14 protein-coding genes are annotated in these 14,806 nt (G+C 48.6%); 10 read left to right on the top strand and 4 right to left on the bottom strand.

Annotated elements, in window-relative coordinates:
- Positions 1–143: 143 nt before the first annotated feature.
- Both NSQ68_RS02265 and NSQ68_RS02270 read left to right on the top strand, forming a co-directional pair.
- Positions 144–1,295 (top strand): response regulator, encoded by a 1,152-nt coding sequence (locus tag NSQ68_RS02265; protein ID WP_342427831.1) that lies wholly within the window; start codon positions 144–146, stop codon positions 1,293–1,295.
- A gap of 266 nt (positions 1,296–1,561) precedes the next feature.
- A complete protein-coding gene (locus NSQ68_RS02270; RefSeq protein ID WP_307351877.1) occupies positions 1,562–1,714 on the top strand; it encodes a hypothetical protein in 153 nt (50 codons plus the stop codon).
- A gap of 144 nt (positions 1,715–1,858) precedes the next feature.
- On the opposite strand, the gene NSQ68_RS02275 is transcribed toward NSQ68_RS02270, so the two are convergent.
- Entirely contained in the window at positions 1,859–3,613 is a 1,755-nt protein-coding gene (locus tag NSQ68_RS02275) for an alpha-glycosidase (protein WP_342427832.1), read from the bottom strand.
- Between the two features lie 151 nt (positions 3,614–3,764).
- On the opposite strand from NSQ68_RS02275, the gene NSQ68_RS02280 reads away from it, so the two are divergent.
- The 5 genes from NSQ68_RS02280 to NSQ68_RS02300 are packed head-to-tail and all read left to right on the top strand — an operon-like array spanning position 3,765 to position 8,287.
- Positions 3,765–4,439 carry a response regulator transcription factor gene (locus NSQ68_RS02280; RefSeq protein WP_029514713.1) on the top strand — a complete coding sequence of 225 codons (675 nt, stop codon included), beginning with the start codon at positions 3,765–3,767 and terminating at the stop codon, positions 4,437–4,439.
- Entirely contained in the window at positions 4,439–5,869 is a 1,431-nt protein-coding gene (locus NSQ68_RS02285; RefSeq protein ID WP_029514714.1) for a HAMP domain-containing sensor histidine kinase, read from the top strand. The genes NSQ68_RS02280 and NSQ68_RS02285 overlap by 1 nt, the downstream gene beginning before the upstream one ends.
- 59 nt (positions 5,870–5,928) lie before the next feature.
- Positions 5,929–6,846, top strand: a complete 918-nt coding sequence (locus tag NSQ68_RS02290) for an ATP-binding cassette domain-containing protein (RefSeq protein WP_069010774.1) — start codon at positions 5,929–5,931, stop codon at positions 6,844–6,846.
- Complete coding sequence (locus tag NSQ68_RS02295) at positions 6,843–7,559, top strand: ABC transporter permease (RefSeq protein WP_029514716.1); 717 nt, start codon at positions 6,843–6,845, stop codon at positions 7,557–7,559. Before NSQ68_RS02290 ends, NSQ68_RS02295 begins: the two co-directional genes overlap by 4 nt.
- On the top strand, positions 7,559–8,287 hold the full coding sequence (locus NSQ68_RS02300) for an ABC transporter permease (RefSeq protein WP_069010775.1): 729 nt from the start codon (positions 7,559–7,561) through the stop codon (positions 8,285–8,287). Before NSQ68_RS02295 ends, NSQ68_RS02300 begins: the two co-directional genes overlap by 1 nt.
- 71 nt (positions 8,288–8,358) lie before the next feature.
- Here the strand turns inward: NSQ68_RS02300 and NSQ68_RS02305 are convergent, their stop codons facing one another.
- On the bottom strand, positions 8,359–9,315 hold the full coding sequence (locus NSQ68_RS02305; protein ID WP_029514718.1) for an L-lactate dehydrogenase: 957 nt from the start codon (positions 9,313–9,315) through the stop codon (positions 8,359–8,361).
- Positions 9,316–9,849: 534 nt separating this feature from the next.
- Between NSQ68_RS02305 and NSQ68_RS02310 the strand changes: the two genes are divergently transcribed.
- From NSQ68_RS02310 to NSQ68_RS02320, 3 genes are all read left to right on the top strand, one after another.
- Positions 9,850–10,671 carry a MerR family transcriptional regulator gene (locus NSQ68_RS02310; RefSeq protein WP_029514719.1) on the top strand — a complete coding sequence of 274 codons (822 nt, stop codon included), beginning with the start codon at positions 9,850–9,852 and terminating at the stop codon, positions 10,669–10,671.
- Positions 10,672–10,810: 139 nt separating this feature from the next.
- Positions 10,811–11,377, top strand: coding sequence for an RNA 2'-phosphotransferase (locus NSQ68_RS02315; RefSeq protein WP_318627652.1), 567 nt, complete (start codon positions 10,811–10,813; stop codon positions 11,375–11,377).
- 146 nt (positions 11,378–11,523) lie between these two features.
- Entirely contained in the window at positions 11,524–11,643 is a 120-nt protein-coding gene (locus tag NSQ68_RS02320; protein WP_013369112.1) for a hypothetical protein, read from the top strand.
- Positions 11,644–11,805: 162 nt separating this feature from the next.
- On the opposite strand, the gene gntK is transcribed toward NSQ68_RS02320, so the two are convergent.
- Positions 11,806–13,353 (bottom strand): gluconokinase, encoded by a 1,548-nt coding sequence (gntK, locus tag NSQ68_RS02325; protein WP_318627651.1) that lies wholly within the window; start codon positions 13,351–13,353, stop codon positions 11,806–11,808.
- A 41-nt stretch (positions 13,354–13,394) separates the two neighbouring features.
- On the bottom strand, positions 13,395–14,756 hold the full coding sequence (locus tag NSQ68_RS02330; protein WP_318627650.1) for a GntP family permease: 1,362 nt from the start codon (positions 14,754–14,756) through the stop codon (positions 13,395–13,397).
- Positions 14,757–14,806 lie beyond the last annotated feature (50 nt).

Here is a 14,806-nt window from a genome sequence, read left to right on the forward strand (position 1 = left end):
CATTCGTCGGAAAAGCTAATGTCGCGCCCGCGACGATACGATATATAAAATATAAGAAGTTAAAATTCGTAAGGATAAAGCAGATAGCATGTAAACAGAGCATCATGATGGATGGTTGCAGCAGGAAGGGAGTACGGACACAAATGAAGGCGATTTTGATTGATGATGAGAGGTCGGCATTAACCTACTTGGAACGGTTGCTGGAGGCGGACGGACGGTTAACGGTAATGGGGAAATATACGTCTGCACAAGCGGGGCTGGATCATCTGGCGTCAGAACGTGCGGATATTGTTTTTATAGATATCGGAATGCCAGAGATGAACGGTCTGGAGGCCGCCGAGTGGATTCAACAGCTGGATTCCCATATTCATATCGTCTTTGTGACCGCGTACTCGGAATATGCTATTGAAGCGTTCGAGCTGCAAGCACTGGATTACTTGTTAAAGCCTGTTCATGCCCGGCGGCTATCCAAAACGTTGGATAGGATTGCAGCCACGCTGGCTGATTCCCGTTCTTCCCGCTTGGGAGTTGCAGCAGAGCAATCCCCCAAGGTACGTTGTTTTCAAAAGCTTGAAATTTTGGAGGTTGGACAGGAAGCCGTAGGAGCGAAACCACTTAAATGGCGCACATTAAAGTCACAGGAGCTATTTTCCTTTTTATTACACCATGAAGGGGAATGGGTGAGCAAAGAACAATTGCTGGATGCGCTGTGGCCCGAATATCATTTGGACAAGGCTGTTGTTCACCTGCACACGTCCATTTATCAAATTCGCAAGGCGTTGAAAGAACGGATGCAAGATACGAAGCTGGAATACAATCTGGATCGCTACCGCTTGAACCGTAATGGCTGGATTACAGATGTGGAGCTCTTCGAGCAGGGAATATCCGAATGGGCTGCATCCGGTAGCGGCGGTACGCCGCGTATTGATAGCCTGTTGGCTCTATACCGTGGCAACTACCTGGAGGAGCACGATTACCCGTGGGCGTATGCAAAAAGGGAGAAGCTGCGCAGTGTGTATCTGGCATGTGCTTCTGAGCTGGCGAGAGAAGAGCTTCGCTCAGGTCGTACCCGGCAGTCTGTTCAGCGCTTGCTCAGCCTACAGCAGCGGGAGCCGTACTCAGACGATATCTGCGGTCTGCTGCTGACCGCCTATGCCCAACTGGGCGATTATACCGCTGCGCAAAAGCATTATGAAACCTTTGTCAATATACTGGAAGATGAGTTGGGTATTGAGCCGCAGCAGGTGACGCACCAGTTGTACGTGCAATTGAAAACACAGACGCTACCTGCGTAAACTACTGTACTGGCTTAGGTACGCTCAAAAATTGCTTCAAGAGTATATCCTCTTGGAGCGTTTTTTATAGATGGAAATTTCGCATTTTTTGTGTAAATCACCGTGTTTTATTCCCATGCCGCCACTACAATATAACAGCCTCTTTTCTCTATGATCTGCTATTCGCCGCTACACGTTTTCTTCAGTGGCATATTCATATAGCATATCTGTTGAGTCGTAATTGAGAGGCTTAAGGAACACACGTATATATCTAAGGAGGTATTGCATTGGGAAGAACGAGACGAACTGGCTTTAAGAATAAAAGAATTTCGGTGGACGTCAAACAATCTTCTTCAGCTCAGACAGGACAAGGCGGCAACCCCATTTCGATCAATGCTTCGGATGTTGGGGTAGTAAGAACAGATGTTAAAAACAAATAATCGACTTGGATAGAAGCTCATATTCAACGTAAAAAGACCACCAAGAACAAGTTAACTATCTTGTTCCTGGTGGTTTCGCTTTTTTTGCCGTTATTCGGTAAGTACTTTCATCAGCATCCGCATATGGAGGCTTACGCCTTTCTTCTACTGGGCAGACGCTGCTTTCAGCACGGTGTATCCGTAGGGTGGAAGCTTGGCATGCAACCCCTTCGCTCCTATGGACCACTGGCTTTCGCCAAAGGCTAATTGCCATTCCTGCTCAGGAATGTCCAATTCAAAAACGTGATCCTCATCGGAACGATTGAGCAGCACGAGCAGCACTTCTTCCTCGCTGCGGCGCTCGTAGGCAAGTGAGGCACCCTCCGGCTGTGCCTCCAGGAAAGTGATGCTTCCTTGGTCACGGAGGACCGGGTGCCCCTTACGAAGCGCAATCAGCTCGCGGTAAAAGTCGAACAGCTCGTGGTCCTGCTTATCGGCATCCCACTCCATGCACTGGCGGCAGCCTGGATCGGCATCTCCATCCAGGCCGATCTCATCGCCGTAAAAAATGCAGGGTGCGCCCATATACGTGAACTGGAACAAAGCAGCCAGCCGCATCAGTCGCTTGTCGCCCCCGCACAGCGTCAGTAGGCGCGGTGTATCATGGCTATCCAGCAGATTGAAAGCAACCTCGGATGCTTGCTGTGGATAGCGGGCCAGCTGTCGTCCGATGGCGTAGGCAAAGCTTTGGGCATCGGTCACTTTTTTGACGAAAAAATCATTCACCGCGTAGGTGAACGGATAATTCATCGTTGCATCGAATTGGTCCCCCTGAAGCCATTCAGACGATTCATTCCACATTTCACCCAAAATGTACGCATCCGGATTGGCCTGCTTGACCGTAGTGCGGAATTCCCGCCAAAAGGCGTGGTCCACCTCGTCTGCCACATCCAACCGCCAACCATCGATGCCGATTTCTTCGATCCAGTGCTTTGCCACATCCAGCAGGTACTTTTTTACCTCAGGATGTTCGGTGTTCAGCTTGGGCATCATCGGTTCCAGCCCGAATGTATCGTACGTCGGTATGCCATCCACCACTTTCAGGGGAAAGCTATGTACATGGAACCAGTCCTTGTAAGGCGAGGCTTCGCCTTTTTCCTGGACGTCGACGAACGGTTTAAAAGTACGCCCTGAATGGTTGAACACCGCATCAAGCAGCACCCGAATTCCTCGATCGTGGCAGGCATCGACCAGTTTTTTCAATGTCTTTTTGTCCCCGAAATGTGGGTCCACCTCCATATAATCCTCTGTATCATATTTATGATTGGTCGTCGCCTTGAAGACAGGAGTCATATATATGGCGTTAATTCCCAGATCGTTCAGGTGGTCCAGGTGATCCAGAATCCCCTGTAGATCGCCACCGAAAAAATTGTCTCTTTGTGGGGTTCCACCCCATGTCTCTGCACCTTCTGGGCTGATGGAGGGGTCACCGTTCGCAAATCGTTCCGGGAAAATCTGATAAAATACCGCATCCTTCACCCATGCAGGTGGCTTCAGAATATCAATCGGGTTCAAGAACGGATATTGGAACAGTTTATCTGCATTTCCGGGTTCTTGGGTAGTAAAGTCGTCCTCGTTCATCCAAATACGTTCCTCACCGTCTTCTAGCAAAAATCCATATTTCAGCCGACGGTGAGTAGGTTTTATACTGCACTCATAGTAATCAAACCTGCCATCAGTAGCGAATTTGGACATCGGGACAAGCTGTCGGGTGCGGTCCCAATCGTATTTATCTCCGGTGAGAGCATGAACGGTGTTCAGGTCATTTTTCTTCGCACGTAGCCGTAGAAATATCGTTTCATCATTATAACCAAAAGCCCAATTGCGTTTCGGGTGATGGTATATAGCTTCCAGCAGCATCGGGTAGGCCTCCTTTTTTCATAAGCATTCAAATTTGAAAATGTGAAGCGTATGTCGTATAAGATAGTTATTAACCTTTTTAAGTGGGTTATGTACCATAAATGCTATAATGCCCATTACATAAAAGAAAAACGATAAGTAGGTGCCCATGATGAAAACAAATGTGTTATACATCGAAGATGACCAGGATATCGGTGCTTGGACGCATCAGTATTTGGAAGAGCGGAATTACGCTGTAGTATGGCTTCGCAGCGGGGATGGGGCTGTGGAGGCAGCCCGTACGTGCCAACTCGTGATTTTGGATGTGATGTTACCTGGTCTGGATGGATTCACCATAGGGAAACGGCTCAAGAAAGAGTACCCGGAGCTTCCCATTCTCATGTTGTCTGCTCGTACCTCCATAGACGATAAACTGCAAGGACTGGATTTCGCCGACGATTATGTAACCAAGCCCTTTCACCCGGACGAGCTCATAGCACGTATGGAGATTTTGCTGCGCCGATCAGGAACCGTGCCTGAAGAATCCTTACAACTGGGGCATCTCTCTGTGTTCTCTCCTGATAACCGTATTGTGAACCGTGATACCGGGGAGGAAATTACACTGACAGGCAAGCAATATCACATTTTTGCTTATTTACTGCGGCATTTGGGCCAGATTATGACGAAAGAGCAAATGTATGAAGCGGTATGGGGAGATCCATATATCGACGGAGACAAAACTTTAATGGTTCACATCCGACACCTGCGCGAAAAGCTGGAGATTGATCCTGCGACACCTCGCATCATTGAGACGATCCGTGGTGTAGGATATCGGGTGAAAGCATAATGAACAGGACGCGCAAGGGTTGGAGGAGGCTGCATCCCAGCTCTAAGCCGGATCAGGGAGGTCGGTTTCGCAGTTCACTGTTGTTCCGTTATCTGGTCATCATTGTGGTTGCTATGATGCTGTTGCCCATTGTGTTGCCTGCTACAGCCTTGATATATAGCGTGTTATTCAATTGGGGGGCGGGGTCCAAGCCTAAAAACGCTTACTATCCCTCTGCTACCCATACCGAAAATAGCTGGCATCGCGAAGCTGTAGCCTTGAAGGGAGCCACACCAGAGCAAATCTCAGTCCATCTGCGCAAAATACAACAAGATATGTTCCCTAAATCCCAAATATTTTGGGTGGATACCGCAGGGTTAACTAGGTTGGAGTTACCGACCCAACCTAACCTGCCAAAACAATGGAACGCTGCGCAGGCTATAGCTTTTATGAAGCAAGCAAGCTATGAGGGGCCGTTTACGGTAGTAGCCTTTATTGGCGGGGGCAAGAATGATGTAAATCAGGGCTATATGGTATTAAAAGTGCCTCGTTCGTTCTTTGAACAGCCACCTACTGATAGTAGTATGTTGATGTACTATTTCTTTTTTATTGTATTGATTTTGGGCGCTTTTATATCCGTATCTCTTCTGTTTTTTGGAGACATTCGGCGTAGACTGTTGCAGCTTCAGGCCGCCATGTCGCAGCGAGGAGAGGACGGCTTGCCTATTCTTGTTGCCACTGGACGCCCGGATGAAATCGGCAAGCTGGAAGAAGCATTTAATCAGATGGTCGAGCAGTTGGCAGAGAGTCGGGGACGTGAGCGTCAGGAGGAAGAGCTACGGAAGAGACTGGTCGCGGATCTGTCACACGATATTCGGACGCCGCTTACGGTCGTGCGTAGCCATCTGTATACACTAGATGGTGAAAATCTCAGCAGCAGAGGGAAACAGTCGATTACACTAATGGAAAACAAGCTAAAGGACCTTGGGAGTCTGATCGACAACTTGCTGACCTATAATCTCCTATCCAGTGGCAAATACACCATGAATAACACACCGCGTGATATCCTGCGGCTAGTGCGGGAGTGTGTAGCCAGCTGGTATCCGGTGTGGGAGAAGGAGGGCTTTGAAGTGGATATCGACCTGCCTGAGCATAGTATGGTGTGGAATGTCGATGAGCAAGGCTTCCGTCGTCTGCTGGACAATCTCTTTCAAAATGTAGTTCGCCATGCTGCCTCAGGCCGATATATTGGTGTTCAAGTCCAGAAGGATAATGGGACAGAGGCATTGGTTATCACAGATAAAGGGCCTGGTATGGAGCAACAGTCCAGTGAAAAAGGAGCCGGGATTGGGTTGGCGATTACAGAACTGCTGGCTCGCGAAATGAATTTGGAGAGGGAGATTTTCAGTTCATCAGCCGGGACCCGAATCCGTTTTTTAAACAAAACTTAAACTCAGAGTTCCCTTGGCTTTAAACTTGGCACGTTACGATAGGTGTCGAGGTGAGGAACTTGAACGAATACATTATTGAAACGAACAGTCTCAGCAAAATATACAAAGGCCGCGCGGCGGTTAATCAGCTGGACCTGAAAATAGCTCGGGGAGATATTTATGGATTTCTGGGTCCAAATGGAGCAGGGAAAACGACAACGATCCGCATGCTGCTTGGACTTATTCGCCCAACTCGAGGAACGATCCGTATATTCGGCAAAGATATTCGCAGACATAAGCTTGATATTTTGCGTAAAGTCGGCTCGTTGGTGGAGTATCCTTCGTATTATGGTCATTTGAACGCCATTGAAAATCTGGAGGCCATTCGCCGTATTTTGAATGTACCCAAGCAAAACATTGCGGAAGTGTTAGAGGTCGTCCGACTGACCAAGCATGCCAAACGTCCAGTCAAAGGCTACTCGCTGGGTATGAAGCAGAGACTGGGTATTGCAGCAGCCCTGCTTGGGAATCCAGAAGTGCTCATTTTGGATGAGCCTACGAATGGTTTGGACCCGGAAGGTATTCAGGAAATGCGCACATTGATTCAGGCGATGCCCAAGCAACGGGGGATCACCGTACTGGTGTCCAGCCATCTGTTGAGCGAGGTAGAGCATATGGCGAATACCGTAGGTATTATTCGTGAAGGAGAGCTGGTCTTCCAAAACACGATTCATAATCTCCGTCAGGAATCCGCGGGCGGAATTCGGATCGTCGTGTCGGAACCGGAAGCAGCCCAATTGATTGCGCGTGAGCAGGGCTACCATTCGGTGAAGGACGGATCGGCGCTGGAGTTCGAGAACATGAATGATGCGGCTGTTGCGCTGCTGGTCAGAAGATTGGTCGAAAATACGCATGCCGTATACCGTGTGGAGGAACGCCGCAAATCGCTGGAGGATATGTTCATGCAGGTGGTGGGCAAAGGAGGGGCTTCCTTATGATGCTGCGAGCACTCACGGCGGATCTGCTCAAAGCACGCAGAAAGGGAATCTGGTTCTTGGTGTTCCTCGGTCCCCTTGGGCTGGTGGCCATGCAGGCGCTCAACTTTGGACTTCGATATGACTATCTGATTCCGCGTAACAAGGGTCATCTGTGGGAAGTTTTGATGGATAACATCGCTCTTTTTGTACCCCTTGCGCTGGTGCTAGGAGCTACTATGGTGGCTTCCATGTTGGCGAATGTGGAGCATACATCTAACTCATGGAAGCAGTTGCTGGCCTTGCCGATTTCCAAATTCAGCGTCTATATGGCCAAGCTGACGTTGGCGATTGGGATGCTGTGTGTGTCCTGTCTACTCCTGACGGTAGGGACTTGGGTGTTGGGAATGATCCTTGGCTTCGGGGGAGAACCTGCACCCGTAGGAGAACTGCTACGACTCGGATTTTGGCCCTTAGGCGGCACGTTGCCTATGCTCGTATTATTGTTGTGGTTAACAGTCACATTCCATAATCAAGCGCTACCTGTAACACTGGGCATTACGTTAGGCATCGGCAGCTTGTTTGCTTCACAGCTGTCCGAATGGTTTCCATTGGCCTGGCCTCAATTCGCCTGGGTTGCACCTCAAGCGTGGATGTTTGCGTCCGTCGGGTGCGGAACGGGTATGCTTCTCAGCCTGCTGACAGCGGCCCATTTTAGCCGAAAGGATGTGGCGTAATGTTCGGAGGATATGCACGGTTACTTTCTGTTGAACGGTTGAAAATGGCGAAATCGCCCGTCTGGCTGCTCGCGCTCGTCAGCCCGGCGATTGCCGTCCTGATTGGTTTGCTGGCGAATCCGGGAGGGAACTGGCTGTTGCTGTTGTCAGCCATGCTTACAGTTCATGCGCTGCTGTTCCTGCCGATGCTGACGGCCGTGTTTGGGTCTCTGGTCTGCCGTTTCGAGCATGGGGGCGGCGGCTGGAAGCAGCTGATGTCATTGCCATTGTCCCGCACCAGTCTGTACGCAGCTAAGCTGACTATCATTATGGCCTTGGTCGGATTGACCCAGCTACTGTTCGGGGGAGCGTTGCTGAGTGTTGGAGCTGTGCAGGGGATGAACGGACCGATTCCTTGGGCTGTGATCGCTCAAAGTCTGCTCGCAGGCTGGGTAGCCTGCCTGCCGCTGGCTGCGTTGCAGTTGATGGTATCCTTCTTGTGGTCCAGCTTTGCCGCACCGCTTGCGTTGAATTTTGTGTTCACCGTGCCGAATATTCTGGTCGCCAATTCTCAAACCTACGGTCCGTACTATCCATGGACACAGCCTTTATTGGCGATGATGCCGAGTGGAAGAGACAACTTCGGGGCGTTCATGGTGCCAACTGATACACTATTGACGGTTATAATGGGCAGCTTTGTCGTATTTACGTTGGCGGGACTGACGGTATTTCGTTATAAAGAGATATAGGGCGAAATACGGGGATTGCAAAAACTCCTTATCCTCAATGAGGGTAAGGAGTTTTTTTCTGTGCTATTGGTTTACACTAAGTCTGAAATGGCACGGATATTATTGCTGATAAAGTGGCAAGAGGCGTCGAACTTCGCTTGTTCCTCTGGACTTAGTTCCAACTCGATGACCTCTTGAATTCCTCCGCTGCCGATAATCGCTGGAACGCCCGTGCAGACATCGGTGTGCCCGTACTCGCCGTCCAATACAGCAGAGACCGCTATAATTTTACCATCATCATTTAAAATGGAACGGGTAATGTATGCCAGAGCATTGGCAATACCAAAATAAGTGGCGCCTTTGCGGGTGAAGATTTCCCAGCCTGCATCCCTGGTTTTACGGGCAATGTCGTCCAGATCGACGTGGCTGAATCGTTCCTTATGCTGCCGTAAAATGTGTAAAAGCGGCTTACCGCCAATCGTTACGTGTGACCAGGCAACGAATTGGGATTCGCCATGCTCGCCAAGAGCATATCCTTGTACGCTGCGTGGATCTATGGAAAACACCTCAGAAAGCAACGTCTTGAGCCGGGACGAGTCGATAGAGGTGCCCGTGCCGATCACCTTGTTGCGCGGCAGACCGGATATACTTTGTACCATATACGTTACAATGTCGACAGGATTAGCGGCAATGACGAATATACCGTCGAAGCCACCCTCCATAATCGCTGTTACAATCTCTCTGGTGATAAGCACTGCGTCGTCCAGTACAGACAGGCGGTCTTGACCTGGTCTAGGGTTGGCTCCAGCCGTTATAATCACCACGTCCATATCCGTGCAGTCTGCATACGTGCCTGCACGTACCTTAGTGCGTGTGGACGTAAACTCCATACAATGGGACAGATCCAGTGCATGGGCCAAAGCCCGATCATACGTGCGGTCAATCATCATGATTTCATCACAAATGGACTGATTAACCATTGAGTAGGCACAGCTCGAACCGACCATTCCCGCGCCGACAATAGCTACTTTCCTTGCCTTCCCCTTCATCTATGTTGCCTCCTCGTTCCAGCGAACGTTAATATGCTACAAATTATGCCTGAAATCCATTTTACGTTACATAACATAACATATTGCTGATCTTTTGAAAATATCCATTTTTTTGTCTCCATTCCGGAAAATTAAAAATGAACTGTGAAAGAGGTGTCTTTCTGCGATTAATTGTAGAATGAACGTAAATTATCAATACTTTTACTGGAAGGTAGGAGAGTGCATTTCAATTTATATTTAAGGTGACCGCTGTATAAATTATAACATGAACTATGTTGATGGAAGGAATAGTGCCATAGGAATTATAAAAGTATGACATTTATGTGATGCTCTTTAAAGAGTCTTTAGTGTACATAGAACGAAGTATTCTCTGCAATGTCGTTTCTTGTATTTCTACAAAGATTCCGTTATGACAAAGGTTCTTAGCAGTCTGCAATATTAGAACATTTTTGCCAAAGGGTTTCCAATGGATTTCGCGAATTCTACATATACAAGCTTATTTCTTTCCATACCATCCGGGGAGGTAATGATTAAATGGAAGAAATCAAATCGACGACGGAAGCAGCAAAACAGTTGGGAATCGGGGCGAGTACCCTTCGTAAATATGCAGCGGCGCTGGAGGAGCAGGGGTATGTGTTTCAGCGTTCCGCGAATCAATCAAGAATGTTCAGTGCTGAGGATGTTGAGTGCTTGAAGGTGATGCGGAGGGCGTTGCGTGAGCAGCATATGACGATGGAGCAGGCGGTTCAGGTGGTGCTTGAGAGAGTGACCGCTCCCTTTCCAATGGAGGATGAGGAATTCCGCTTGCCACCCATCTCGGATGCTGAGTCACTGACCGCAACCTGGGAAGAAATAATGGCGGCGGCTGAAGGCAGGGAAGAGACGGTCATGCAGGCTCAAGTCGCTGCTACGGTTGAACTGACAGAGTTACAGGATGAAATGAATGCTCAGACACTGTCAGAAGAACCCATGCAGCTACAGTTGCAGGAAGAGTTCCAGACTTTGGCATCAACTATTGAGTATAGATTGAAGCAAGCGCCTGTATCTGTACAAACACAGGAGTCCGTAGAGCCACAAGAACTGGCGCAGATGCAGGACATGGTGCAAAACGCTTTGTTGGAAATGCGGAGCCGTTTGGAGGAACTGGAAGCAGAGCACAGCCGTTTGGTGGAAAAGAATATCAACTTGTCTAACCAACTGGAGGATCAAAAACGCTGGATGAAAGAAAAGATCGACGAGGAACGGGATCGGCAGTTAATTACGAATTTGCGTACCTACCAGGGCAGACAACGAAAATCGCGCAGTTCGTTGTTGTCCTGGCTTGGTCTGACACCACGCAGACGCAGAGAGGCATAACTAGCATCTTTTCTGATAAAGACCATCAGACCTTCCCGGTTCTGATGGTCTTTTAGCGTATAAAGAAGAAATAAGAGGAATCCTTAATTTTATGTAGAAATATCTTTTGATCTACTATATTAAAGGAAGGAGAAATTCAATGAAGAAACAAAAGGAAGATATGAAGCTAAGTAAAATAATGAGCAAAATGCTGCGACACAAACCCGAGGAATCCGGGCTAAAGTTAGACATTACAGACGGCTCTTGTACTGTGGAACACTTACTTCAAATCATTCAAAGCTTGCCAGGCTGGTCAGGTGTAGAGCAGACTGATATTGAGCGGATCGTGCGCAATTCAGATAAGCAGCGTTTTGAAATCCATAACGGTAGAATCAGAGCTAGATATGGACATAGCTATCAAAAGATAGAGTATACTCCCGGGAATCCACCAGATGTACTATACCATGGTACGAATAAGCAAGCATTGCCATTTATTATGGCGGATGGTTTAGATCCTGTTGGCAGAAAGTATGTACATTTATCTGAAAGCACTAACTTTGCAGCATTAGCAGGGAGCCGAAGAGGTGAATTGGTCATGCTCAAGGTAAACACGATTAAAGCAAGAGAAGAGGGAATCGCATTTTATTATGCAGGGCATGAGGTGTGGCTTGCTGAGTGGATTCCTTGGGACTTGTGCAGTATTGATGATGAAGAGAGCAACACTTGAGGGGTTCTATAATTTTGAGGTTAATACATAATGCTAGTCTCCAAAATAAACAGGCATTCGCCGCAAAAATGGGGGAATGCCCCCCTTACGCATTTGACCAGGTCTACATACAATGATCCTGTAAATGAGCGAAGGGAGTGTTGTAAATGAGTCATATGTGCGGAGTAGGCGGTATGGGTTGCGGCGTAGGCGCATGGACCTCTGTAGGAGCGATTCTGGTTCTGTTTATTTTGTTGGTGATCATCTCTAAAACCCTGTTTCTGTAATTTCGGTCTTGGCCGATTTCCTGTAAAATGCACAAATGCTGCTCTACGTGACGAAGGGCGCACAACAATAAAGCGAAGACCCTTGATGAGAAGGGTCTTCGCTTTACAAGTTTAAGGGCCTATGGCTTCGCTGCTGTAACTCCATTCGGTTTACCTTGTAACTCAAGACTGTAGGGACTTGGCTTGAAATTCCGCAATATCCTTGAATTCTTCTTCGAATTTACGTGAAATGCGAATATAAATCGGCAGTAAATCGCGATAAATATCCACGTGTTCTGCTACCGGTTTGTGCTGGTGAGTGGTACCAATCATACCGGACACAGCATCCAGCGAATCAATCCGTCCCAGTGCGTACAAGCCTAGAATAGCTGCACCCAGACATGAGCTTTCCAGACTTTCGGGAATAATGACTTCCTGATCAAATATATCTGCCATGAGCTGTCTCCATAGTTCCGAGCGTGCAAATCCACCCGTGGCGTGAATGACTGACGGTCTGTCGATGACTTCTTCCATGGCGAGCATGACGGTATACAAATTGAACAGCACACCCTCCAGAGCGGCGCGAATCATATGCTCTTTTTTGTGACGCAGGGACAGACCGAAGAAGGAGCCGCGAGCATTCGGGTCCCATAGGGGCGCACGTTCACCGGATAAGTACGGAAGAAAGAGCAGACCGTCGGAGCCAGGACGTACCTGTTCCGCAATTTGGGTCAGCACATGATATGGATCAAGTCCCAGTCGTTTGGCCGTTTCCACTTCGGAGGCTGCAAATTCATCCCGGATCCAGCGGAAGACTATACCTCCGTTGTTCACTGGTCCGCCGATGACCCACAGCTTTTCGGTCAAGGCATAACAGAAAAAGCGCCCTTTGGCATCCGTGAGCGGCTTATCAACTACGGTGCGGATGGCTCCGCTGGTGCCGATGGTAACAGCGACAACTCCAGGCTTGATCGCATTCACACCGAGGTTGGACAAGACACCGTCGCTGGCCCCGATCACAAAAGGAGTCGTCTTCAGTAGGCCCATGTCATGTGCATAGGTCTCATCCAGCCCTTTGAGCACATGAGTTGTCGGCACCAGCTCGGATAGCTGCTCCTTCGTCACACCTGCAATATGCAGCGCTTCCTCGTCCCAGTTCAACTGCTGCAAATTCATGAGTCCGGTTGCAGAGGCAATCGAGTGGTCCACGACATATTGGTGGAATAACCGGGCAAAAACGTACTCCTTAATGGAAATGAATTTGTACGTCTGGGTCGCAACATCTGGTAAATCCCGTGTAATCCACATTAGTTTTGTGAGCGGTGACATAGGATGAATAGGCGTTCCGGTACGTAAGTAAATATCGTGTCCGTTGTATTCATGTTTGAGCGCTTCGGCCCATTTGGCGCTACGGTTATCTGCCCAAGTGATAGAGGCGGTCAGAGGTTTTCCATTCTTATCCACCGCCAGTACACTGTGCATGGCCGAACTGAAGGAGACGAACAGCACATGCTCGGCTGACACTCCGCTTTGTTTCATGACCTCTTGCACCGTCGTCACAACAGCTTTGAAAATATCTTCCGGATCTTGTTCTGCCGCATCCGGCTCAGGTGTATGGAGCGGATAACCCACATGGTGCTGGGCGGCAATATTGCCGTTTTCTTCGAAAAGAACTGCTTTGGTACTGGTAGTACCGATATCGACGCCGATCATATATCGGGTGTCTGTCATATTCAATCTCCCCTTCACTTACCGTTATTAGCTCATTAACGTTAAGTTAACACACTCAGCAGCATAATCAAACCGAAAGCGACCAGGGAGAGGATGGTTTCCATAACGGTCCATGATTTTAGAGTCTGCGGAACCGTCATATTGAAAAATTCTTTAATCATCCAAAAACCGGCGTCATTCACATGAGACAAGATCAGCGACCCTGCTCCTGTAGCAAGGACGACCAGTTCGACATTCGCGCCGGGTGTAAGTGCCAGCACAGGTGCGACAATACCGGAGCCTGTCGTCATCGCGACTGTCGCTGACCCAGTGGCTACACGAATGAGCGCAGCGACCAGAAAAGCAAATACAATCACATTCATATGGGCTCCTGTAGCGACCGCTGCAATGGCCTGACCTACACCGCTGTTGATCAATACCGTTTTAAATGCACCACCGCTCCCGATAATTAAGATAATAGAGGCTGTTGGTGCCAGACATTCACTGGTAAAACGGGACAAGTCCTCTTTCTTTAGACCACGTGCATAGCCTAGCGAGAAAAAAGAAAACACGGCCGCAATCAGTAATGCCATAACCTCATCACCAATGAATTTGAAAAATACAGTGAGCGGATGTGTATTGGCCGGGTCTACAATTTCAGCGACTGATCCGCTAAGCATTAGAATAACAGGTAACAAAATGGTGAACAAAGTAATCCAAAAGGGAGGCAACGACCGCCCCGTCGTATTTCTGAACTGCTCGTCCAGCCTCTCGGAAGGTCTGACCATGATTCTTTTGCCAATCCAAGCGCCAAAGACCGGGCCTGCAATAATGGCGGATGGGATGCCCACGATGAGTGCATATCCTATCGTGCGTCCAATATTGGCGTTAAAGGCTTCAATCGCGATCATCGGAGCCGGGTGGGGTGGTAAAAGGCCGTGTACCGTCGATAGTCCTGCCAGCATTGGAATACCGATTTTCAGCAGAGACATGTTCATTTTACGGGCAACCGTGAACAGGATGGGAATTAATAAAATAATACCAACCTCAAAAAACACCGGAATTCCCACGATAAAGCCTACGATCATCATCGCCCAATGAACGCGTTTTTCACCAAAACGATCCATCAGTGTAGTCGCGATGCGTTCGGCGCCGCCGGATTCTGCCATCATTTTACCGAGCATTGTGCCTAAACCGATCACGATGGCGATGGAGCCAAGTGTACTGCCGAGCCCTTTGGTGATGGAGGCAGTAACTTCATGACCAGGCATCCCGTTAACCAGTCCGAGAAATACCGACGAAAGCAGCAGTGAAACGAAGGGATTCCATTTGAATTTAGCAATCAGCAAAATCAAAAGAATGACGGTAACTAGCGCCCATATGAGCAGGGACGCGTTATGGCTTAAGCCGAATAATGTGTTCATGAAGGTATGCCTCCTTATTCTTATATGTATAGCTAAATGTATACTTGTCG

Source organism: Paenibacillus sp. FSL L8-0158 (genome assembly GCF_038592965.1).
Classification (GTDB): domain Bacteria; phylum Bacillota; class Bacilli; order Paenibacillales; family Paenibacillaceae; genus Paenibacillus; species Paenibacillus polymyxa_D.

Coding starts and splice junctions, on each gene's coding strand:
- NSQ68_RS02330 (WP_318627650.1), bottom strand. CDS start 14,756: ATGAACACATTATTCGGCTTAAGCCATAACGCGTCCCTGCTCATATGG.
- NSQ68_RS02320 (WP_013369112.1), top strand. CDS start 11,524: ATGAGTCATATGTGCGGAGTAGGCGGTATGGGTTGCGGCGTAGGCGCA.
- NSQ68_RS02285 (WP_029514714.1), top strand. CDS start 4,439: ATGAACAGGACGCGCAAGGGTTGGAGGAGGCTGCATCCCAGCTCTAAG.
- NSQ68_RS02275 (WP_342427832.1), bottom strand. CDS start 3,613: ATGCTGCTGGAAGCTATATACCATCACCCGAAACGCAATTGGGCTTTT.
- NSQ68_RS02280 (WP_029514713.1), top strand. CDS start 3,765: ATGAAAACAAATGTGTTATACATCGAAGATGACCAGGATATCGGTGCT.
- gntK (WP_318627651.1), bottom strand. CDS start 13,353: ATGACAGACACCCGATATATGATCGGCGTCGATATCGGTACTACCAGT.
- NSQ68_RS02315 (WP_318627652.1), top strand. CDS start 10,811: ATGAAGAAACAAAAGGAAGATATGAAGCTAAGTAAAATAATGAGCAAA.
- NSQ68_RS02295 (WP_029514716.1), top strand. CDS start 6,843: ATGATGCTGCGAGCACTCACGGCGGATCTGCTCAAAGCACGCAGAAAG.
- NSQ68_RS02300 (WP_069010775.1), top strand. CDS start 7,559: ATGTTCGGAGGATATGCACGGTTACTTTCTGTTGAACGGTTGAAAATG.
- NSQ68_RS02310 (WP_029514719.1), top strand. CDS start 9,850: ATGGAAGAAATCAAATCGACGACGGAAGCAGCAAAACAGTTGGGAATC.
- NSQ68_RS02265 (WP_342427831.1), top strand. CDS start 144: ATGAAGGCGATTTTGATTGATGATGAGAGGTCGGCATTAACCTACTTG.
- NSQ68_RS02305 (WP_029514718.1), bottom strand. CDS start 9,315: ATGAAGGGGAAGGCAAGGAAAGTAGCTATTGTCGGCGCGGGAATGGTC.